Below are 21415 nucleotides of genomic sequence, written 5' to 3'. Positions count from 1 at the left end.
CATCAGCGAAGAGTGAGCTTTTTCAGACAAAATTCAATCAACAAATACCTGAAGGGAAGCTCAAAAATCTATTTAGAATAGCGTGCCCAACTTCCTATCCAAACAGGAATTTTGACTTCAAAATTCCTGCTATTTTGAGTAAAAGCGATGGATCAACAGCAAAACACTCAGCTGCAAGTATGGCCTTCCTTGCTCACCCACTACGACCCAAACTGATCGATTTTTTATTGAGGCTTAATGCTTCGAATCAAGACTCAAATTACTGCCCAAGTTAGTCTCTAGATTACCTACCGTTAGTAATTAAACCCCAACAATCACTGACCATAAACAGAATCCTAGTCCCAGGCTGGTCATATGCTGGGGCAGCAGAACAGTAATGGGTTGTCGGGCAATTTTTTGAGTCAACACCCATGTCAAAAAAATTGCCGTCAATATCGTAGAACCCTGAAGGAAACTAACTACCGCAGGATGGGCCACCCAGATGGGTAAACCTACGCCAGAGAAACCAAACGTTACCCAGGTGACCGGAAGAATTTGGCCTGCTTCTGTGAGTCCTAACCTTAAATAGTGGGCTAAGGTACCACCCAGAACTAAAGGCAAATAGCCATAGACCAATTCGATAAAGGGTCGAGGTTTTAATTTAGTACTGATGCGACATAGGATCGTATGGGTAAGCAAGGGAATCAAGGCAGCGATTCCCAACACCAACACCGACACCAGTAAATGAGCTGAAAACTGCTGTAAGTGAAAATCTAACCCCAACCAGGCTTGCAGCTCGGGTAATCGATGCAGGAATATCCCTCCTAGCAACAGTAGGAGCAGTGCAACCTCATAGATCCGAGGGGTATGGGTCGTCCATAATTCAATGCCGGGCGGACGCAAATTGAACTCAACAGAGCGGTGAGGGCAGGCCTGCAAGCAGGTCATACAGAGCACACAGTCTCGGTTATCTTCCAACTGGGCAGGGTGGGAGTAGAGAGGGCAACCATCTGTTTCTTGTCCTTCCCCTTTTTCAGGTCCACCTTTATAACATTGGTAGGTACTGCACTCAGCAGAACAGGTGCCCTGTTGCGCCCTTAGCTCTGTCATGGACAGCTTGGCAAATAACCCGTTCATTCCCCCGATGGGACAAAGATATCGACACCAAAATCGTCGCTCAAAAATCTGCGAACAAATCACTGCCCCCGCCGTAATCAACAACAGCAGACAACTAGACAGATAAGCCGTATCCTCTAGATTCCACAGCTCCTCCCAGAGAAAAATCAGAGCAAACAGACCAAACAAGAACCAGCCTCCCCACTGCTCCGCCTGCTGCCGGGGCCAGCGCTGCAGTTGTCTAGGCACCAGCCATAAAGACAGTTTTTGCAGCAGTTCACCACAAATCATAAAGGGACAGACGGAGCACCAGAGACGGCCCACAAAGGGAAAGCCAATTAATATCAACGGCCACCACCAAGCCCAAAACAAGTTCAAGGCAAAGTTCTGACTCCGCTGCTGAGGACCCACAAATAGAATAATCACCACAAAAATAAACAGGGGTAGGACTATTCCATAGTTAATGCGGGTGGGCCACCAGGGACTGCGGAGAAAACGGCGCAACCAAGGGTTGGCATTCAGCAGGTTAAGACGGAAGCGCTGTTGGCGATCTTGGGCTGCCCAAAAGATTTCTGCGGTGAGATCTTCGTTGGGAGACGATTGTGCGATCGCACGCTCCACCAAGCTATGAAGCTCGACAATATTGCCCGGATAATTGTAGCTTTGCAGTCGTCGTAAGGCTTCAGGGGTCAACTGGCGCTTAGCAAATCCCTGTTCTTTAGAAAGCAGACTGATATAGTACTCAACCTGAGCCTCCACATCCGCCTTACTGACCCGCAACGGCGGCATCTTAATCCGATGGAAAATCTCCCCATCCAGTTCCGGCTGAATTTTCTCAGCCGTAAAGATTAAACGAGCGTTGCTGGTTCGGGGCTTAGCAGCAGTCCCGTCTCTTTGAACCGGTAAATAAGTTTGGGTTTCTAGCAGCTGTCGTAGCTTTGGACATAGTACGGGCGGCAGATCTTGAATATTATTGAGAAGAACAGTCCCCTCACCCACCGCTTCTAGCAGCCCAGGCTTACCCCCCACTCGACCAAACAAATCGGCCCCGCTAATTTGAAGCGTATTGCAGTTAATTTTCACCATCGGCTCGCGCCGCTGGTTCGAGCCGAAGTGAATCAAAGCAGCAGCATTATCTTTCTCTAGACCGGGTTCACCAAAGATAATCACTGAATGGCGGGTGCAGGCTGCCTCTTTGAGTTGTTCTCGCAACCGCTTGGCATAGCGGCTAGAACCGACGATTCCCCGATTTACTCTAGGGACCAAATAGGGTCTGAGGATGGCTTGTCGCTCCTGTTCAGCCTCCAGTTCTCGTGAAACATGAGCCAAATCTTTTGATAGCTTTTGCGACACGATGCGGGTCACGTCTTGATATTCACCGGCGATCTTGAGCAGGTCTTTTTTAGAAATGACCCAAAATTCGCAATCCGTTAAAGTAATGATGGTTTGAAGCGTCGGCTGTTCGAGCAAGATATCGAATAGATGCAGCACTGCCCCGGGTAACAAGCTACAGACCTGGGCCGTATCCACCAAACTGGTGTGATAACTTTCAAGATGGCCTTGACGCAAAATATATACAGCATCCGGCAACGTATCCTCTAGAATCAACCGCCGATTGGCTTCCAAGGTCTGTACTTTTACCTTTCTCGCCAGCCGATCCAAGATCTTTTCGGGAAAGATATTTAAATCAGTATGCTCCTGTAACCAAGCCTTTTTGTCCTCTGAGGATGCCATGGGAATTTTTCTCCTCAATGTAGGTGTGGTCAGAAAGGCTGTATTTTCATTCCCTTCAAACCAGTGGTTCCAATCTCAAACCGCCGCTCAAGATTAGGGATAGAACCATCCTACTGCCCTATTCACTTGGATAGATTTGGCGCCACAACTTCTGGGAAATTCTCAAAATTTCGTCGCACCCAATCCATTCCCACTTCGTTGTTGAGCTTAATTTGTTGGGGAGAATCCGAATACAGCTTGCCCAAAATATCCACATCCTGCTCAACAGCAACTTGTCCAAATTTCAAAAACGTCCCTCCTGCCCCCTTAAAAATAGGATGCTTAACCCGACCAAACAGCAAAATATAGGTGCGAGTCTGGTTTTCCGTTTCAGGCACAAAAAAATGACACTGAGCAATTTTTCCCATAGGGGTTTGGGCATGCAAAATCACTAGGCTGGGAAAGTAGTTCTCTAAGTGCGCCTTGATGGTTTTGGGCAATAGCATTAAGTCAGGCTTTCGCAGTTTTTCCGTCCAGGAATAGGTTTCTGTGGGCATATCGTAAAAGGCATGGGATTGATGCCCATTGTCGATAAACTGATGAAATTCAACCTCGGTGATCTGAAATAAATCTCGGTGAGTGCCATTTTGATGGTTATAGTCATGCATGACCAGCAGCATGCTCAGTAAATCAGTCTCTACGCTATAGTCAGCGGCGGATCCGATAAAGTCATAGGCTTGAGCAATTTCATTCATAATCTTGGGAATCGGAAGTTTCGGCTCATGCCCACCATAAGACCAGATAAAATCGCCTTGAATCATTAGCTCTGGAGGCTGTAATTGGGGTAATGTTTCCTGGTTTGCCCCTGGTAAAACGGTACAACCCGCCCCATCAAACTTCAAAGCGTGAAAGGGGCACACAATTCCCGATTGGCCATCATCCTTATCTGACAAGGGTTCACACCAACCTTCCGATAGCATCGCCCCCATGTGCGGACAGCGATTCGGTAAGGCTTGTACGGTACCCGTACCATCTTGCCAAAGCACATAGTCTTCTCCGTATAGGGTTACTTTCAGGGGTTGATTAACGGGCAGCATCGACTTGTGCGCCAATAGCCAAGGCGCACCCGGAAGCATAGATCGCATCATCTTCTTTGCTCGCTATAAAATTGTGAAAGATTCGTCGTGTTTTAAAAATATGACAGCTAATTCATATTCGTCAAGTCATCTCCGTCGACAGCCTAAACAACAACGAGGTAAAGACAGGGTCGATAAAATTTTAAATGCGGCAGCAGAAGTCTTTGATCAAGTGGGTTACAAAACGGCTACCACCCACCAGATTGCCGCCAAAGCCGGGACTGCCGTCGGCTCCCTCTATCAGTTTTTCCCCAATAAAGCCGCCATCTTTAACGCCATGGAATTGCGCCACATTGAGCGGGTCAAGACTTTTTGGAGTACACTCAATACCCCAGAGGTGGTGCAGTTACCCCTACGGCAAATGATGCATCAGCTGATCACTGCAGCCGTTGAACTTTTTGAGCATCCCGTATCGCGGATCATCTTTATTCAGTTTTATACCTCCCAGGACATGTTCCAATCCATTGATGAAAGCATGACCCAAGAGGCCATCAACTTTTTAGCGAATATCCTGCAACAACGAAATCCTTCTCTACCAGAGGACCAATGTAATCTGCTAGCTGAAGTCTGTGTCCATAGCAGTAATGCCGTCACCTTATCCGCCTTGCGAACGAACGACGTAGGGCATCGTCAACGCCTAACGGAGCAGATCGAAAACCTACTCACGTCATATTTAGAACCTTATGTTGGGGACCCTCTCAGCCAGAATGTAATGAAAGTAATGATATGCCCCCATTGCCAATCGGATCGACTATCGAAAAATGGGAAACGTCGAAACCAACAATGCTATGTCTGTAAGGATTGTCGGAAACAGTTTGTTGAGTCAGTGATGTTGAAAAGATAAGTTTCCATAGCAAAACGCCTATAGATATCAATCTATAGGGCATCGCTTTACTAAATTGGATGTGGTACAGCTAAGCCTTAAGGCATTTCCCCAGGCTCAACAATTCGCTGAAACAGATACCCTGTCCCTCTAGCGGTCAAAATCAGTTCAGGATTACTGGGATCCTCTTCCAGTTTGGCTCTCAATCGAGAAATATGGACATCCACCACCCGAGTATCCACATGGCGTTCCGGGGTATAACCCCAAACTTCTTGCAAAATATCGGAGCGGGAGAAGGCTTCACCGGAGCGACTGACCAATAATTCCAGCAGGCTAAACTCCATGCCGGTGAGCCGAATGCGCTCATCTCCCTTATAGACCTGGCGCTTATTGGTATCAATCTTCAAGGTATGGACACTGATCACCCCGGAGCTGGGAATACCAGAGTTACCATTTTTGCTCACACGCCTTAGCACGGAGCGAATGCGAGCTTCTAATTCTTTCGGTGAAAACGGTTTAACCACATAGTCATCTGCACCGAGTTCCAAACCGGTAATGCGATCAGCGACATCCCCTAAGGCGGTCAACATAATAATGGGAACGTCGGATTCTTTGCGGAGTTCTTGGCAGACGCCATAGCCGTCTAGTTTTGGCATCATGACATCAAGGACAACTAAGTCAGGAATGGCGTGATGGAATGTGTCGATGGCTTCTTCTCCATCTGCGGCGGTGACGACATCGTAGCCAATCATGGAGAGGCGTGTTTCTAGGATGCGACGAATACTCGCTTCATCGTCGACCACCAGAATTTTCTCTTTATGATTTTCCAATTTCCGTAATGCTCCTTAATTGCGAGTCATTTCTAAAAGTTAAATTTTAGTCCTCTGTTATTAAGTTAGCATGAAGTTAGTAACAGGAAAAAACGCTGAAATGCTTTCAGACTAAAGACTTTAAAAATATTTACAGTTCAATTTTATTTAAGAATTATATGGCAAAAATACGAACTCATTACATTTGCCAAGAATGTGGTGCAGCTTCTCCTCAGTTTTTTGGTAAATGTCCCTCCTGTCACACTTGGAATTCTTTGGTCGAACAAGTGGTGCCAAATACACCGGCGGCAACCGACGGAACCCGCTTGGCACAACGACATCGCCAACGTCAAAACACTTCACCCAAGGCACTTTCCTCCCTGACTTTGGCCCAAATCTCTGAGCAGCCAATTCAGCGGTTTAGCTCCGGTTATAGTGAACTCGATCGGGTGTTAGGAGGCGGTATTGTTCCCGGTTCCCTGGTGTTGGTGGGCGGTGATCCGGGAATTGGTAAATCGACTCTTTTGTTGCAAATTGTCAACTTTTTAAGTGCCCGACAAACGGTTCTCTATGTTTGTGCAGAAGAATCTGGCCAACAGGTTAAATTGCGTGCCCAGCGATTGGGAATTGGAACCTTAAATTTAAATAAAGAAATCACGGATCCACCTCCCAAATCAAAAGACAAATCCGCAAATGCCGATTTATACCTGTTGCCGGAAACGGATTTAGAAATGGTGTTGCAAGAACTAGATTCCCTGCAACCGCAAGTGGCCATTATTGATAGTATTCAAGCCCTATTTTTCTCCACTTTAACGTCGGCTCCTGGCTCTGTTGCCCAGGTGAGGGAATGCACATCAGCCCTGATGCGCTTGGCGAAACGGAACCACATTACATTGTTTATCGTTGGCCATGTCACGAAGGAAGGTGCCATCGCCGGTCCCAAGGTTTTAGAACATTTAGTGGATACGGTGCTCTACTTTGAAGGGGATCGATTTGCCAATCACCGATTACTCCGATCCGTCAAAAATCGGTTTGGCGCAACTCACGAAGTCGGTGTATTTGAAATGATTGATCGGGGCTTGCGGGAAGTCTTGAATCCATCGGAGTTATTTTTGGGCGATCGTGAAGAGGTATCGCCCGGAACAGCCACTATCGTGGCTTGTGAAGGCACCCGCCCCATTGTGGTGGAACTACAGGCCTTGGTTAGCCCCACCAGCTACAGTTCACCTCGCCGCTCAACGACAGGGATTGAATATAATCGGTTGCTGCAAATTCTGGCGGTGTTAGAGAAACGGCTGGGCATTCCTCTGTCTAAGCTGGATGCCTATGTGGCCTCTTCCGGCGGATTGAGTGTGGCTGAACCTGCGGCAGATTTGGGAGTTGCGATCGCACTGGCAGCCAGCTTCCGTGATCGCCTGGTAGACCCTACCACCGTTGTGATTGGTGAAGTGGGATTGGGGGGGCAAGTTCGCTCCGTATCGCAAACCGAACTACGGCTCAAAGAAGCCCTGAAACTAGGATTTAAACGGGCCATCATTCCCAAAGGCCAGTCTTTTCCCAGTCTGGATATAGAAGTCATCCCCGTCGCCCGAGTTGCCGACGCCATTGTGGCCGCCCTGCCGGGTGGATCATCGGCTCATTCGACAGAGTGAAGTCTTTGGATATCGCTTGTGAAAGAAAAGGTATACATTCCGCCCCTTCTTTACACCTATTTATTTCCTAGGTGCTCTGAATGATACCCCTACTAATCATAGGTGCAATCTCTTTACCTAAATGAGGGTGAGCTACAGCCCAATCATTGGTACAATCCCAACGTGAACTGAGCAACCCCTATTAATATGGCAAATACTGGCAATACAACTGGTGCTGAGGCTGTTGATGCTGCGATCGCAAACGGTCTCGATCTCGATGGCTCTCCTATCCCCGCCGCCAAACTCAATCTCTACAATCAGGTGATGGGCCTAGAGTCTAATCGGCAGCGCAGTGGCGTATCAAATACGATGCGATCGCGGATTGTCCGCATTGGAGCCAAGCATATTGCTCAAGCTGAACTGAACCAAATGCTCTTGGATGCAGACTTCGCTCCCTTAAAAGATAAGGAAATCGCTTTTTATTACGGTGGCAAATAACCTGACCGCTGAAGCTGCTCATCAACAGCTCCTATCCCTAGCCAATCTAGAAATTGCTGAGCATTCTCAGCGATTCTTTAAAACCGGGGCAGGTGAATATGGAGAGGGGGATCAATTCTTAGGGATTCGGGTGCCTGTGCTTCGGCAGCAGGTCACTCGATATCAAAAACTTCCCAATGATGAAGTGATTCGTCTTCTGCAATCCCCTTTTCATGAAGAGCGCCTATTCGCCCTTCTCGTTTGGGTCAAACAATTCCAGAAAGCCCCTGAAGAAGAACAAGCTAATCTCTATAGTCTCTATCTCCGCCATACCCAGTTCATCAACAACTGGGACTTGGTAGACAGTTCTGCCTACCAAATCGTGGGGGCCTTCCTAGAAGAGAAAGATCGCCAACCCATCTACCCCCTTGCCCAGTCTCCCAGTCTTTGGGAGCGACGAATTGCGATGATGGCGACCTTACAATGGATTCGCAACCATGATTTTGAGGATGCATTAGCGATTGCCAAACTACTGCTACACGACAACGAAGATCTCATCCATAAAGCCGTAGGCTGGATGCTGCGGGAAATTGGCAAACGGGATTTAGAAACAGAGAAAGCCTTTCTCAAAGCCCATTACCAGGAGATGCCTAGGACGATGTTACGGTATGCAATTGAGAAATTCCCACAATCTGAACGACAAAGATACTTGAAAGGGTTAGTATAGCTAGCCTGGAGATCAACTTCATCTCTTTCAAGCATCAACACAAATCGGAATACACTGGGGGCTAAATCGGCTTTTCTACCCAATGAACCGCCTTGCAGCAATATATTGAACATCTTGATCAACAACCCTTTATTTATATGGTTGAGATACCAGGAGGGGAATTTATCATGGGCGCATCTGAAGCAGAGGAAGGAAGTTGGGATCGGGAACGGCCTCAACATCATGTGATCATCGCCCCATTTTTGATGAGTCAGTTTACTGTGACTCAAGCCCAGTGGGAAGCCATCATGGAGTCAAACCCTTCTCAATTCAAAGGAGCGAATCGGCCCGTCGAAAATATTACTTGGAATGAGGCAGTGGGCTTTTGCCAAAAACTGTCCCAGAAAAGTGGCAAGGACTACCGCCTTCCGAGTGAAGCAGAGTGGGAATATGCCTGCCGAGGCGGAACGTCAACTCCCTTTCATTATGGAGAGACGATTACCCCCGCCCTTGCCAACTATAACGACGCTAACTATGGCTCCGAGGGAAAGAATCAGCAACAGACAACAGAGGTCGGTTGCTTTCCTCCCAATGGATTTGGTTTATACGACATGCATGGAAATGTTTGGGAATTATGCCTTGATACCTGGCATGGGAACTATAAAGGTGCGCCAACGGATGGGAATGCTTGGAGTGATCATAATCCTAAATATCATGTAGCTCGTGGCGGTTCCTACATCAGCGGTCCGAGGCTCTGTCGCTGTGCGAATCGTGGTCGCAGTCCTATTGCTGGTTTAATTCAGGGGTTTCGGATTGTCTCAGGACTAACGCATTGACATGGACTTTATTGTGTGAGTTGTAGAGATAAAGGCTGTTAACGTTCTACCTCTCTTGCGAATACCCAGTAAGCCTTCAACAGCTCATTGCACCCAAGACTTGTATGTCCGCTATCTCTTGGCTCAACCCAAAGGAGATGGGTGCAGCCATATGGCTGAAATCCTCCAAGATGTCTCTCACGACAGCATCAATCGCTTTTTGCTTCGAGAACGGTATGAACCCAAAGACCTATTTGATTTGCTGGTTGGTAATGGATGGGTTGAGCTTACTGGAGGCATTGTGAGTGCTGATGATACCATCCTCGAAAAACTCTACAGCAACCCCAAGAAAATGGACTTGCTGGGATATTACTGGAGTAGCAAATATAGCAAACCCATTTTAGGAATTCCCTTAATCACCCTGTACTACAGCAGTCCGAATGGCTTGAGAGTCCCCATCAACTATCGAATTTATGACAAACAGGAGGGTAAAACAAAGAATCAATATCTTCAGGAGATGCTCCAAGAAGTTCTGGATTGGGGGCTCCGACCGACGACCTTCACTAGCGATGCTTGGTATGCGTCCAAGGCCAATCTCAATTTACTCAAAGACGTGCAAATGGGATTCCTGGTTGGTGTTGCCAAAAATCGACAGGTGCGAGTGGGCGCTCAGCAGTATCAACGAGTGGATAACCTCATTATTTCAGAACAAGGATTACACGTTCATCTCAAAGGGGTGGGCATCGTCAAGTTTTTTTGCCAGCGGTTCAAAAACGGATCGTGTCGCTATTACCTTCTCTATGCGCCAGACCCGAAAGAGCTAGCTTATGCTGGTAAAGCAGAGTTTGAGCACTTACATACCCTGCACTGGGGTATTGAATGCTTTCATCGTGCAGGTAAACAACTGTGTGGGCTTCAGCGATTTCGGGTGCGTTTGACGGAAGCTGTTCATACCCATGTTTTTTGCGCTCTGAGGGCTTTTGTAGAGCTTGAATTACAAGTCTGGCACCAACAGATAGACAACTGGTATGCCCTCCAGCGTAATTTATATCAGGAGGTTGCGCGACAGTTCATTCTTGAACAACCACTGTTGGGATCAATGGCACTGACTTAAGCTCAATCAAACAGCTAGCTTAGCTTTGAGAGCAGAGCGAGGTTGTCGCATTCGCGGGAAAGATTTGGGTCTGCGTTTGACGACTCTCGGTTCGTGCCGATTCGGTCGAGAGGGTAATAGATCGGCTGCCATGGTCTCAAGTAGATGAGTAAACAACCGCTTTCTGGTCGCACGGTTGGCTGTCGCCAACAAAGCAAGCATCTGATTGAAGTGTTGTCGTGCTCCTTGCACAGACAGTTGAGTTCTAGCATTATCTGCTAGCGGTGCCGCAAGTTCCATGAGACTTCTGAGTAGGTTATAGCCCAACAAATGTACCCAAATGTCCTTGCGCACCATATCCGGAGTTTTGGCACTGAGCATCTCCATTTTTAAGGTGGTTTTGAGATGGCGCAGATTGACTTCCGCCACTGGCCAACGCCAGCCATACAAGCGAGTCAGTTGCCCAGCGCTGTAGCGTTGAGCATCCAGCAGCGTCGTCACCACAATAATGTGCTGGTCGCGAAAGCCCTTAAGGGATAAGCGCAAACACACCTCTCTAACGACCAATGTTTGAGGAATCAGGGCAAAATCTTGCTCACTCATGTGCTCAGGCCGTTGGGCTGGCTTATGCCATGTCACCTGATGATCACCAATGCCATGCTTGTTGCCTTTGCGGAAATCAGTCTTGCGAGCATGATGTTTACGCAACACTCCATCAGCCCTGTGTTGTTGAATGATGGCTAGATCAACATAGCTGCCATAAGCTTGGTCCGCCATGACCACATCACCGACCTCAAGGTCTTGATAGAGCAAACGACTCATGACAATTTCACTGGTGTCCCAGGAGGCAATACAAGCTGACGCCACTGCACCGGTAACCAAGCAGAAGAACACTACCAAGCGAGCGATGGGAAAACCACAGCCTGCTGTTTGATTGCCATGTTGTGGATATGATGCTTGGTTGGCCGCACTATCAGCCATCAACACGGTGGTTCCGTCGTAGACCTTGACGGGCCGACCACACCAGAGGTGCTCTGGGGAGAGGGGTTGCGCTAAGCACTCAGCGCTTTCGGGAATTAAACGTTGCAACAGTGACTCTGGAAAGCGACTTCTGGCTTTGCTGTAGGCTCCGGTATCAGATGAGGGCGGTTGGATGCCAGCCGCTGTGAGCCAAGTCGTGATGCATTTGACTGTGTTACGAAGGCTTTTATCGGCTGATAGCACTTGGTAAAGCATGGCCCACAGCGTAACGATGGGGCTATATATCCGGTTGCGATAGGAGAATGCTTCTTCTTTCAGGAGTTCCTCTAACCTTGAGGCTGGAAGGATATCTGTCCACGGTAAACCCAGGCTTTGGGAAAATTGCTGCTTGAGAATTTCGGCTGACTCAGACATAGTGAAAGGCAGAAGTTTATGGCGTGCAAGTCTTGATCCTATATCTATCAAGACTTGTAGCTTTTTCCTGACTTCTTAAGTCAGTGCCATTGACTGTTGGGATAGCTCTCTTGAACATTGGGTGTAATTTCTGTCAATGCGTTTGTCCTGTGTCTGTTCTATCCCCAAGTCGGTTGAGTAGCCTGTAAGTTGAGATCGCATCCCGGTATTGAACATGCGATCGCACATCAAAAATCTCCCCCGCATCGTCAACTGCAGGGGAGTTACAAAATAACAGTAAAACGCCTTAGAAATTTACACCTATGCAACGCAGGGTATCGCTTCTGGCACTTCTGGAGAATCCCAGTCCTTTAAAGGCTCCATAGAGCCAAACAAACTCTCGGTTTCCTTTTGATAAGCCTCTATCAGTTCTTTTTCTTCCTGGCTCAGGTCAGGATCACTGTTGAGCGCGATCTCTTGCAGAGTTTCTTCCACTAGTTCCATCTGCTGTTCCGCCTCTGTCAGCATGGCTTGAGGCTCAGACGCTAATAGAGATTCAAAACCAGACACCACTTCGTACTTCGCCTGAAAGTCTTGGAGGGCAACCTGTAAATCAGTATTCTCCTTTGTCAGGGTATTGACTGCCATCGACAGCTCAACCTCTTTCGCTTGCAGGGTGAGCTGATTGTCCTCCAAATACTTCTGTCGCTCTGTGAGCGTCTGAACCGTCCGCTCAAGTTCGGCTTTATCCTGCTGAAGCTGTTGGATTAAGGAACGATAGCTGTTGATAGCTTTAACGGCAGGCAACAGCTTTTCCTTGAGATTCATATGAGCCACGTCGAGCTGATGAAATTTGTCAGAGAGTTTGACATAAGCTCCGGCGAGACTTTTATAGCGTTCAGCGATAGATTTCATGGAAGTTTGTAAAGGGTATTATTCATCGTTTCTATTATCGTAAATCCTGTCATATCTGGCTGTACCTGGGTATACGTTTGAGGACGATTAAAAAATCGGCTAGAACGATACATACCGCCCTTTGTAATTTATGTCAGAGGTCTATTTACGACCATTGAGATTGCTTAGTTCACTTGCACTCTCAATCTGAATCGTTCGGTGGGGGAGAGGATTAGAAATGCCTTCTCGATCAAAGGCATTCTTAAGGCGACGGCGATACTCTCGAGCCACATCCCACTGCTTCAACGGCTTAGTCTTAATCCACAACCGAATCGTCAGATGATTTTCATTGAATTCATCCACCCCCAATACTGTAGGAGGCTCTAAGATAAGGTCCTGCCAGGGTTGCACCCGATTCATCTCTTGGGTAGTCCGCCAGATGTAAGGATAGATATATCCAACATCCAAAATCCAGCATCACAAATGTCGACATTGACCTGCCCTAACTGTCGTTCTCAAAACGTTGTCAAAAACGGTCGAATCCATAATGGCAAGCAAAACCACAAATGTAAAACCTGTGGTCGTCAGTTTGTGGAAGCTCCTCAGCAAAAGCGAATTGATTCATCCACTAAAGGCCTGATCGATAAGCTATTGCTTGAAAAGATACCTCTGGCAGGTATTGCCAGGGTCTGTGATGTTTCTGAAAGCTGGTTACAAGAGTACGTGAACTGTAAGTATGAAGCAGTGCCTCGTACTGTGAACATATCATCAAAAAAAAGGCCGATTAACTCTTCAATGTGATGAAATGTGGTCATTTGTGAACGATAAGAGCAATAAACAGTGGATATGGCTTGCTCTTGATGTCATCACGCGTGAGATAGTCGGTGTTTATGTGGGGGCACGCTCCAAGCAAGGTGCTCGTCAGCTATGGAATTCCTTGCCAGGAATCTATCGTCAATGTGCGGTTGCCTACACGGATTTTTGGGATGCCTACGGCTGTGTTTTCCCCAAACAACGACATCAAGCTGTGGGCAAGGAAACAGGCCAAACCTGCTACATTGAACGATTTAATTGCACCATGCGCCAGCGAGTGTCTCGGTTAGTTCGAAAGACACTGTCGTTTTCGAAAAAGCTAGAGAATCATATTGGAGCAATCTGGATGTTTGTCCATCACTACAATGCATCCTTACAGGACTAGGACTACCCATCTCTTGAGCAACATCATCAATAATCGAAATCGCCTGATCCAGATCAGTGTGATACCCAACTGCGATCGCTAAGTTGGCCCGAGACCATTTATTCGTATGATTTCTGACTTCTGAAATACTGCTGTTTGGAACCGTAATTAATTCACCGTCAATACTGCGCAATTGAGTAATGCGCAAATTCATTTTTTCGACAAATCCCGACGCATCCCCGATGGTAATCACATCCCCCACACTAAACTGATCTTCCAGCAGGATAAAAAATCCATTAATCATATCCTTCACTAAATTCTGAGCACCCAAGGATATCGCCACACCTATAATCCCTACTCCTGTTAGCAAAGGACCAATATTGACTCCCAGGGTTGATAGCGCAATCAGGAATCCAATAATTCCCATCAAAATGGTGACAATTCCTTTAGCAATGCCTGCGACCGTTTGCAGCCGCTGCTGTTTTCGCACTGAGGCTGGAGAAGAGAGGAGACTACTTCGACCCAAGAAAGTGAAGATCCCATCGATCAACACAAAACTGATCCGAACCGCCCAATAGGTCGCCACTAGGATGACAATAATTTTTAGGAGTACCTGCCCTAAACCAGACAACACCAATGACTGCAGCCACCGGGTTTGGGGGAAAAGGCGCAAGACTAACGCCACTCCTCCGGCCCAAATTCCAATCAGACCAATCGTCAATAATCTTTGTCGAAGTTCCATCCATACTTTCAATCTTTTGTGTTTGGCAAGCTGCTTTTGGGCCACCCCGTTGCTCTGCTCAGATAACGTTTCCTTAGAATTGGTATCTGATTCAGAAGAAGAAATTACGAATGACTCAGCCTTCTCAATCTCAGCCAAAATCTGTTTGTATCGAGCTTTAAGTTGTCGCTGTCGATACTTAATGCCAATCGTCAATACCAGCAATCCGACGGTGAGCCCACCTGCAATCAACCCTTGCCGTCTTAGGTAATCGGGTTGACGTTCCCGCTTATAGTTTTGAAGCCCATCCTTAATGGATTGAATGATTCCCTGAGTCGCTGTTTCTAGTCCTAGATTTTGAAGATAATCCGGCAGTTATACAAGATTGGTCATCAATCGGATAGTGTCAGAGAAACCCTCTTCACAAGATATGATTTCTGCCAATGCCAACTCCCAAAGCTTCTCCAATCGAACTATCGCAGCAACAACACCATTGTTTGACCCAAATCGTGCGACAAACCACCAATCCTTATCGCTTGGTACGTCGAGCAAGCATCATCCTATCAGCCGCCTCAGGCGAAAGTAACACCCAGATTAGCCGTCAATGGCAACTCGACCGCAACCAAGTTCGCTATTGGCGTCAGCGCTGGCTTGATAATCAAGAGCGTCTTGCCCTTTGTGAGCAGGTAGACGACAGCGAAACAGAATTGCACCAGCAAGTGTTGGAGGCTTTAACAGATGCCCCGCGTCCAGGTGTCCCACCCACCTTTACCCCAGAGCAGGTGATCCAAATTGTGGCTATTGCCTGTGAATCTCCCCAGGACTCAGCCCGACCTGTGAGTCAATGGACACCTGAAGAGATTGCTGATGAAGCGATTAAACGCGGCATCGTCCCTCACCTGTCGGCCAGCAGTGTGAGACGTTTTTTGGGGAGAGGCTCAGCTGCAGCCCCATCGGAGTCGCTATTGGCTCAATGCTAACCCTGAGGACCCAGAGGTGTTCGAGGCGAAAGTGCGTCAGATTTGTCAACTGTATGACTCAGCAGCTGAATTGGCAGCTCAACAGATTCACCTTGTCAGTACGGATGAAATGACGGGCATTCAAGCGCTTGAACGACTATACCTAGACCAAGCCATGAAACCAGGGCAACCACGTCGCTTGGAATTTGAATATAAACGGCACGGTACCCTCAGTTTGATTGCCAACTGGCACGTGGCTCTGGGAAAGGTGATTGCGCCTTCTATCGGACCCACTCGAAAAGAGTTTGACTTTGCCAATCATATTGCCAATACCGTTGAAACAGCACCGGACGATGGATGGATTTTTCTACTCGACCAACTCAATACCCATCGCTCTGCTTCCTTGGTGCGATGGGTTGCTGCTTGTTGCGGTATGGATTCAGAGTTAGGTGTTAAAGGTCAATCCGGTATTCTCAAATCGATGGAGACTCGCACAGCTTTCTTGAGCGACCCCAGCCATCGGATCCGATTTGTTTATATCCCCAAACATACCTCCTGGCTCAATCAGATTGAATGCTGGTTTAGTATTTTGGTGCGTCGATTGATTCGTCGAGGCAATTTCACCTCCAAGGATGATTTGCAACAGCGCATCCTCGAATTTATTGAGTATTTCAATCACACGATGGCCAAACCTTTCCAATGGCAATTTAAGGGATTCCAACCTCGACTATAGCTGATGAACTATTTACAGATCTCTGCACTAGATTGTCCCCTTGAACCTCTGCATCGCTGGTCGTCACCGTCATCAAATAGCTCCCATTGACCATGATTCGAGGCAACTGGTTTTCAGGATCTATTTGAAAATCAACGGTCAGAGAGCTGCGATTGAGATTATCTTGCGCTAAGTCTTGCAACCGATCTTGAATCACTTCGGCCCGGTTAGAAATTGACACGGACGTCGTAGACTCTTCAGTTTCCTCCGATGAGTCATTTTGGACTTTCGAAGCTGGAACGGCAATATCAACCATTCGCCGACCATCTAAATAAATACCCTTAACCACAAAATCCTCATTCAGTGAGGAATTTTGTTTCAGTCCCTTAATTGGATTGGCGGACGAATTCGCCTGGCCTGATATCGATGGCAGGAAGCTACCAGGAATTTGACCCATGGCCGCTGATATCCAGACAAAATTACTGCAAAGAATAGCGGTAGCTACGGCCAAAGCCAACCAACGCCAAAGATGACTCAATGGCTGAAAAAATCGTCTAAAGTTTCGAAAATAACTCATACAGGCACATTCAATACGTTTGAATACAGCAAGGTAAAATCCTTGGCTCTCTTACAGGGAGGAGGAAAAGACTCTTTTCACCACCTCCGAGCATCGATAGTTCGGAGGTTGATTGGGCCATAATCGATAAGTCCTCACCCAAAGAACTTGGAGCCTCCATCGCGCTATACATACTCTCCACCCAATCATGGGGCTGATCTATATCCACCTAAACAAAAGAGTGATAAGAATCGCCTCTACCGATAGGTAGAAATGCTGAACCCTCCTAGAGATGATCAACTTACCGAAAGCGGTGGAAAAAAATTCGCCAGCCATGAATTAGCCTGCTGAAACGCCCTGGATTGATAGCGACCTGCATCCATCCCTTCCATGCAGAAAAAAAAGAGGAGGTTTCCCTCCTCTCCTAAATCGACTCATTCAGTCGTTGGTTCTAGATAGCCCAGGCTTGCTTAAGGGTTGAATCTAACTGAGTCTTAGCCGCTAGAGTAGACCCTGCGTTCTCATAAGCATCCCAAGCGTCCACCATGTCATTGACCTGAGAACTCTGGATAGAAGCTCCGTTGCCAATTTGGATAGTGTCAACCTGCTGGGATAGAGGCGTCGCATACCAATCCTTGAGGATAACCACCTCATTGGTGTCTAGGACATTAAGCTGGACATCATTGCCGCTTCTGGAGAAGTCAATATTGCGGTAATCAATATTGGCCCCTAGCAATAGCTTGTCCGTGGTGCTGGCGTCGCCTTGGTTATCGATAGTGGTGGTGCGAATTCCGCCAGGATTGGCCCCCAGAGAAGCGCCAAACGCATCTTTGCTACCGATTTGGTAAGTGTCGTTACCAGCCCCACCCGTCAAGGTGATGTTGTTACCGATAGAAATCAGGGTGTCATCTCCAGCACCCGCATCGTAAGTATTGGACTCACCACCTGCATGGATGGTGTCTTTGTCCTGTCCACCCTGGATAGTGTTGTTCTTACCGGCACCGTAGATGCGGTTCAAACCACCCAGACTCATAAAGCTATTCTTGGCTCCCTTGACCAGGACAATATCGTTACCGGAACCGGACTTGATTTTGTTCTCCTGACCGAGGCCAATGATAATATCATCGCCTTTACCACCGTCAAAGGTGTTCTTTTGACCGATAGCCAGGATAAAGTCGTTGCCTTTGCCACCGATAAGCTTATTTTCCTTACCGCCACCAATGAGGATGTCATCCCCAGCACCACCTTTGAGAGTGTTCTTCTTACCGCCCCCGATGAGGATGTCGTTACCTTTGCCACCAGTGAAGCTATTGGTCTGACCACCGCCGAGGATGATGTCGTTGCCATCGCCACCCTTGAGGACATTCTTCTTACCGGCACCGAGGATGATATCGTCACCCTTGCCACCTTTGAAGATGTTGGTCTTACCGGCACCTAGAATCAGGTCATTGCCAGCTCCACCGAAGAGGCGATTCATTTTACCGCCACCGACGATGATGTCATCCCCTGCACCGCCTTGCATGGTGTTGGTCTTACCCCCACCCAGGAGAATGTCGTTGCCTTCGCCCCCCAGCATGGTGTTGAACTTACCGCCGCCCACCATGATGTCGTTACCTTTGCCAGCGGATAAAGAATTAATCTTACCGCCGCCCACCACCAGGTCATCCCCAGTTCCGGCAAGCATTTTATTGAACTTACCGCCGCCAACCATGATGTCATTACCAGCTCCGCCCATCATGGTGTTGAGCTTACCGCCACCAATCATGATGTCGTTGCCATCCTGACCCATCATCTTGTTGAGGGAGCCACCCGCCAACATCAGGTCATTCCCTTGTCCGCCTTTGAGAAGGTTGAACTTACCGATGGAAGCTTGGATATCGTTACCCAGTCCACCATCCACTACATTGACCTTACCGCCAGCGACTTGGATATCATCACCTCGACCACCCGATAGGATGTTAACTGCACCCAGAGCAGCTTGGACATCAGCACCGTCGCCACCCCAGAGAGCATTGGCTTTTCCGAGAGAGACTTGAATATCGCTGCCCTGACCACCGAGGAGGAAGTTGGCTTTACCGGCTGCAACCATAATGTCGCTGTTGGCACCGTGGCTATAGAGATTGAAGTTAGGCAGGGTCAGATTGGGAAGCTTGATGGATTGGGCGACGCTATTGGCTTTGTCCTTAAGGGTTTGTAAGGGATCTGGAAGGTTAACCGAAGGAATAGAAGGCAAGTCAGGTAAGGAAGGTAAGCCTAAAGCTGGAATATTGAGGGTCGGGAGTGTGACCTGAGGAACGGGAATTGAAGGTAGGTTGACCTTAGGAATATCGATAGTAGGGAGGCTCAAGCTAGGAATCGTTAGGGAAGGCAAACCAATGCTAGATGTGGGCAGTTTCAGGCTGGGAATTAATGAGCCAGGCAGGTTAATGGAGGGCATCTGTATGGAAGGCAGTTGCACATTCTTAAAGCCCGTGACCTTAAAGTCAAATCCTGGGAAGTTCAAACCAATATCAGGCGTATCGAGGGACAAGTCGCGAACATCAGGTAGTTCAGGTAACTTGATTTCTGGACCGTTCAAGCTGAACTTCAGACTGCCAGGATTGGGAAGTTGACCCAGAAAGAAGCTAGGTGCTTGGAAGGCAGGGATAACGTCACCCAAGTCGCTAAAGTCCACTTCAAATTCTTTGAAGTTGGGAAGGCTGAAGTCGGAGAAGTCTAACTTTGGCAAGCTGGCATCAGAAAGCTTCAGAGAACCCAGGTCTAAATCTTTAGCCATGTTCTTAAGGGTGTCTTTGCCGACGGTATCGCCCGCCATGGCATTGGCTGCACCAAGGGCCACCATCACATCTTGGCCTTCGCCACCGACTTGAACGTTGGCTGCGGCTGCACTGATCAGAATGTCATTTCCAGCGCCACCGTTTAAGTAGTTGGCTGCTCCTAGGCCAATGATCAGGTCGTTACCACCAGCGGAGGTGAGCCAGTTACCTGCGGCAACACCGACCATGATGTCGTTACCATTGCCGCTATGGAGTTTGTTGAGTCCGCCAAAGCCGATAACGGTGTTATTGCCATCCCCCGCATTGACCACATTGGCACCCCCCACACCGATGATGGTGTCGTTGCCAGAACCAGAGTTGATAACGTTAGCGCCACCTAAACCGATAACAGTGTTGCGACCGTGGCCTGCATTTATTTTGTTGGCTCCACCAAACCCAAACATAAAGTCGTTGCCGTGGCCAGCGTTCATGGTGTTAAAACCACCGACACCCACTGAGGTGTTGTTGCCGTGGCCTGTATCCATGTTGTTGTAACCACCGACCGCAATCAGGGTGTCGTTACCCCAGCCTGCAGTCAGACGGTTGTATCCGCCCGCCGCAATTAGCGTGTTGTTGCCTCCGTTGCCATGAACGGTGTTCTTTCCACCGAGGGCAATGACTTTGTCATTCCCAGAACCTGCATGGATGGTGTTGGAAACAGCAGCAGTTGTAATCGTGTCATGTCCATCCCCTGCGTAAACTGTGTTTGATGCAGCAAACGTCTTAATGTTGTCATCTCCAGAACCACCGTAAATTGTATTCTGAGCACCGTAAGCTTCAATCCAATCGCTGTCAGAGCCACCTTGAATGGTGTTTTTGATGCCATAAACTTGAAGCCAATCTCGTCCAGAACCTCCATCAATATGGTTCCAGCCCCCTTTAGCGATTACATGGTCGTCGCCCTGTTCACCATAAACTGTGTTTGATGCAGCAAACGTCTTAATGTTGTCATCTCCAGAACCACCGTAAATTGTATTCTGAGCACCGTAAGCTTCAATCCAATCACCGCCAGAGCCACCTTGGATAGTGTTTTTGATGCCATAGACTTGCAGCCAATCTCGTCCAGAACCTCCATCAATATGGTTCCAGCCCCCTTTAGCGATTACATGGTCATTGCCCCATTCGGCGTAGACTTTATTACCCCAGGCTGTAGTCTCAATCTTGTCATTGCCCCAGCCACCGTAGACGGTGTTTTTTACAGCAAATGTCTTGATACTGTCATCACCAGAACCGCCGTAGACTGTATTTTCAGCGCCATAAGCCCTTAACCAATCAGCTCCAGAACCACCATTGATATGGTTTTTAATGCCATAAACTTGCAGCCAATCTCGTCCAGAACCTCCGTCAATGTGGTTCCAGCCCCCTTTGGCGATTACATGGTCATCGCCCCATTCAGCGTAAACTTTATTGCCCCAGGCTGTAGTTTCAATCTTGTCATTGCCCCAGCCACCGTAAAGTTTGTTTTTGGCACCTGTAGCACGGATATAGTCATTTCCTGAATCACCATAAACGGTGTTGCTCCAACCAAAGACACGAATTTGATCATTACCGCTACCACCGCGAGCATAATTCGAACCACCATAGCCATAAATGCGGTCATGGCCAGAGCCGCCTCGGAGGGTATTGCGACCACCCCATGCTTCCACATGGTCATTGCCACTGCCACCGTCAACTGTGTTTTTCCAACCGTAGGCTTTTAATGTGTCGTTGCCGCCATGACCATAAAGATAGTTGACGGGCATATATCCGATAAGGGTGTCATTGCCCCAACCCCCGTGCTTGGTGGGGGAAGGTGCAATTTTCTTCACTTCTTTTACTACTGCTTTAACAACGCGTCCCATGGGTTTTCTCCTTGTGTTTTTTACTAATCGATTGACTAAATGCACTATCGCCAAATCGCCAAGTAGA

Annotated in this window: 17 protein-coding genes and 1 pseudogene; 9 read left to right on the top strand and 9 right to left on the bottom strand. The window is 47.9% G+C overall.

The genetic code is table 11. The features are described 5' to 3' along the window. Nucleotides 1–300: 300 nt before the first annotated feature. Entirely contained in the window at nucleotides 301–2829 is a 2529-nt protein-coding gene (locus AM1_RS25625; protein ID WP_012165832.1) for a sigma 54-interacting transcriptional regulator, read from the bottom strand. A 122-nt stretch (nucleotides 2830–2951) separates the two neighbouring features. Beyond that, nucleotides 2952–3956, bottom strand: a complete 1005-nt coding sequence (locus AM1_RS25620) for a Rieske 2Fe-2S domain-containing protein (RefSeq protein ID WP_012165830.1) — start codon at nucleotides 3954–3956, stop codon at nucleotides 2952–2954. Between the two features lie 49 nt (nucleotides 3957–4005). Between AM1_RS25620 and AM1_RS25615 the strand changes: the two genes are divergently transcribed. Beyond that, entirely contained in the window at nucleotides 4006–4788 is a 783-nt protein-coding gene (locus tag AM1_RS25615) for a TetR/AcrR family transcriptional regulator (protein WP_012165829.1), read from the top strand. Nucleotides 4789–4865: 77 nt separating this feature from the next. Here the strand turns inward: AM1_RS25615 and rpaB are convergent, their stop codons facing one another. Next, complete coding sequence (gene rpaB / locus AM1_RS25610; RefSeq protein WP_010477475.1) at nucleotides 4866–5597, bottom strand: response regulator transcription factor RpaB; 732 nt, start codon at nucleotides 5595–5597, stop codon at nucleotides 4866–4868. A gap of 158 nt (nucleotides 5598–5755) precedes the next feature. Here rpaB and radA point away from each other — a divergent pair, with 158 nt between their 5' ends. The 5 genes from radA to AM1_RS25585 all read left to right on the top strand — a co-directional run bounded on the left by radA (nucleotide 5756) and on the right by AM1_RS25585 (nucleotide 10319). Beyond that, on the top strand, nucleotides 5756–7228 hold the full coding sequence (gene radA / locus AM1_RS25605; protein WP_012165828.1) for a DNA repair protein RadA: 1473 nt from the start codon (nucleotides 5756–5758) through the stop codon (nucleotides 7226–7228). A 186-nt stretch (nucleotides 7229–7414) separates the two neighbouring features. Next, nucleotides 7415–7705 (top strand): small RNA NsiR4-regulated ssr1528 family protein, encoded by a 291-nt coding sequence (locus AM1_RS25600; protein ID WP_012165827.1) that lies wholly within the window; start codon nucleotides 7415–7417, stop codon nucleotides 7703–7705. Then, a complete protein-coding gene (locus AM1_RS25595; protein ID WP_012165826.1) occupies nucleotides 7695–8411 on the top strand; it encodes a DNA alkylation repair protein in 717 nt (238 codons plus the stop codon). Before AM1_RS25600 ends, AM1_RS25595 begins: the two co-directional genes overlap by 11 nt. A 137-nt stretch (nucleotides 8412–8548) precedes the next feature. After that, nucleotides 8549–9226, top strand: coding sequence for a formylglycine-generating enzyme family protein (locus tag AM1_RS25590; RefSeq protein ID WP_269150238.1), 678 nt, complete (start codon nucleotides 8549–8551; stop codon nucleotides 9224–9226). A 55-nt stretch (nucleotides 9227–9281) separates the two neighbouring features. After that, nucleotides 9282–10319 (top strand): IS701-like element ISAcma42 family transposase, encoded by a 1038-nt coding sequence (locus AM1_RS25585; RefSeq protein WP_012161146.1) that lies wholly within the window; start codon nucleotides 9282–9284, stop codon nucleotides 10317–10319. A 6-nt stretch (nucleotides 10320–10325) separates the two neighbouring features. Here the strand turns inward: AM1_RS25585 and AM1_RS25580 are convergent, their stop codons facing one another. The 3 genes from AM1_RS25580 to AM1_RS25570 form a co-directional block, all read right to left on the bottom strand. Continuing rightward, nucleotides 10326–11744, bottom strand: coding sequence for an IS4-like element ISAcma16 family transposase (locus AM1_RS25580; RefSeq protein WP_012162310.1), 1419 nt, complete (start codon nucleotides 11742–11744; stop codon nucleotides 10326–10328). Between the two features lie 249 nt (nucleotides 11745–11993). Next, on the bottom strand, nucleotides 11994–12587 hold the full coding sequence (locus tag AM1_RS25575) for a hypothetical protein (RefSeq protein ID WP_012165822.1): 594 nt from the start codon (nucleotides 12585–12587) through the stop codon (nucleotides 11994–11996). A gap of 141 nt (nucleotides 12588–12728) precedes the next feature. Next, nucleotides 12729–13034 carry a mechanosensitive ion channel family protein gene (locus AM1_RS25570; protein ID WP_238549077.1) on the bottom strand — a complete coding sequence of 102 codons (306 nt, stop codon included), beginning with the start codon at nucleotides 13032–13034 and terminating at the stop codon, nucleotides 12729–12731. A 24-nt stretch (nucleotides 13035–13058) separates the two neighbouring features. Between AM1_RS25570 and AM1_RS39980 the strand changes: the two genes are divergently transcribed. Next, nucleotides 13059–13764, top strand: a protein-coding gene (locus tag AM1_RS39980; RefSeq protein ID WP_202947661.1) for an IS1 family transposase whose coding sequence is annotated in 2 segments (ribosomal slippage) — nucleotides 13059–13339 and nucleotides 13338–13764 — 708 coding nt in all. Because the reading frame shifts where the segments join, the coding sequence is not laid out codon by codon here. Nucleotides 13765–13879: 115 nt separating this feature from the next. On the opposite strand, the pseudogene AM1_RS44030 reads toward AM1_RS39980, so the two are convergent. After that, a pseudogene (locus AM1_RS44030) lies at nucleotides 13880–14485 on the bottom strand (mechanosensitive ion channel family protein); the annotation flags it as partial. A gap of 422 nt (nucleotides 14486–14907) precedes the next feature. On the opposite strand from AM1_RS44030, the gene AM1_RS25555 reads away from it, so the two are divergent. Further along, nucleotides 14908–15444, top strand: a complete 537-nt coding sequence (locus tag AM1_RS25555) for a helix-turn-helix domain-containing protein (protein WP_049783712.1) — start codon at nucleotides 14908–14910, stop codon at nucleotides 15442–15444. Nucleotides 15445–15553: 109 nt separating this feature from the next. After that, a complete protein-coding gene (locus AM1_RS43315) occupies nucleotides 15554–16156 on the top strand; it encodes a transposase (protein WP_049783824.1) in 603 nt (200 codons plus the stop codon). Here the strand turns inward: AM1_RS43315 and AM1_RS25545 are convergent. Together AM1_RS25545 and AM1_RS25540 are read right to left on the bottom strand one after the other, a co-directional pair. After that, nucleotides 16131–16712, bottom strand: coding sequence for a hypothetical protein (locus AM1_RS25545; RefSeq protein ID WP_012165818.1), 582 nt, complete (start codon nucleotides 16710–16712; stop codon nucleotides 16131–16133). The two genes, AM1_RS43315 and AM1_RS25545, sit on opposite strands and share 26 nt — an antisense overlap. Nucleotides 16713–17142: 430 nt before the next feature. After that, complete coding sequence (locus tag AM1_RS25540; protein ID WP_012165817.1) at nucleotides 17143–21348, bottom strand: calcium-binding protein; 4206 nt, start codon at nucleotides 21346–21348, stop codon at nucleotides 17143–17145. Nucleotides 21349–21415: the final 67 nt, after the last annotated feature.

Origin of the sequence: Acaryochloris marina MBIC11017 (assembly GCF_000018105.1) — a bacterium.
GTDB classification, from domain to species: domain Bacteria; phylum Cyanobacteriota; class Cyanobacteriia; order Thermosynechococcales; family Thermosynechococcaceae; genus Acaryochloris; species Acaryochloris marina.
Note: the sequence above shows the minus strand (reverse complement) of the source record. Positions and strands in the feature narration are given on the sequence as shown.

What these genes read in the sequence shown, in the direction of transcription:
- AM1_RS25600 (WP_012165827.1), top strand. Translation starts at nt 7,415, where the DNA reads ATGGCAAATACTGGCAATACAACTGGTGCTGAGGCTGTTGATGCTGCG.
- AM1_RS25540 (WP_012165817.1), bottom strand. Translation starts at nt 21,348, where the DNA reads ATGGGACGCGTTGTTAAAGCAGTAGTAAAAGAAGTGAAGAAAATTGCA.
- AM1_RS25615 (WP_012165829.1), top strand. Translation starts at nt 4,006, where the DNA reads ATGACAGCTAATTCATATTCGTCAAGTCATCTCCGTCGACAGCCTAAA.
- radA (WP_012165828.1), top strand. Translation starts at nt 5,756, where the DNA reads ATGGCAAAAATACGAACTCATTACATTTGCCAAGAATGTGGTGCAGCT.
- AM1_RS25590 (WP_269150238.1), top strand. Translation starts at nt 8,549, where the DNA reads ATGGTTGAGATACCAGGAGGGGAATTTATCATGGGCGCATCTGAAGCA.
- AM1_RS25555 (WP_049783712.1), top strand. Translation starts at nt 14,908, where the DNA reads ATGCCAACTCCCAAAGCTTCTCCAATCGAACTATCGCAGCAACAACAC.
- AM1_RS25625 (WP_012165832.1), bottom strand. Translation starts at nt 2,829, where the DNA reads ATGGCATCCTCAGAGGACAAAAAGGCTTGGTTACAGGAGCATACTGAT.
- AM1_RS25575 (WP_012165822.1), bottom strand. Translation starts at nt 12,587, where the DNA reads ATGAAATCTATCGCTGAACGCTATAAAAGTCTCGCCGGAGCTTATGTC.
- AM1_RS25545 (WP_012165818.1), bottom strand. Translation starts at nt 16,712, where the DNA reads ATGAGTTATTTTCGAAACTTTAGACGATTTTTTCAGCCATTGAGTCAT.
- AM1_RS25620 (WP_012165830.1), bottom strand. Translation starts at nt 3,956, where the DNA reads ATGATGCGATCTATGCTTCCGGGTGCGCCTTGGCTATTGGCGCACAAG.
- AM1_RS43315 (WP_049783824.1), top strand. Translation starts at nt 15,554, where the DNA reads ATGACGGGCATTCAAGCGCTTGAACGACTATACCTAGACCAAGCCATG.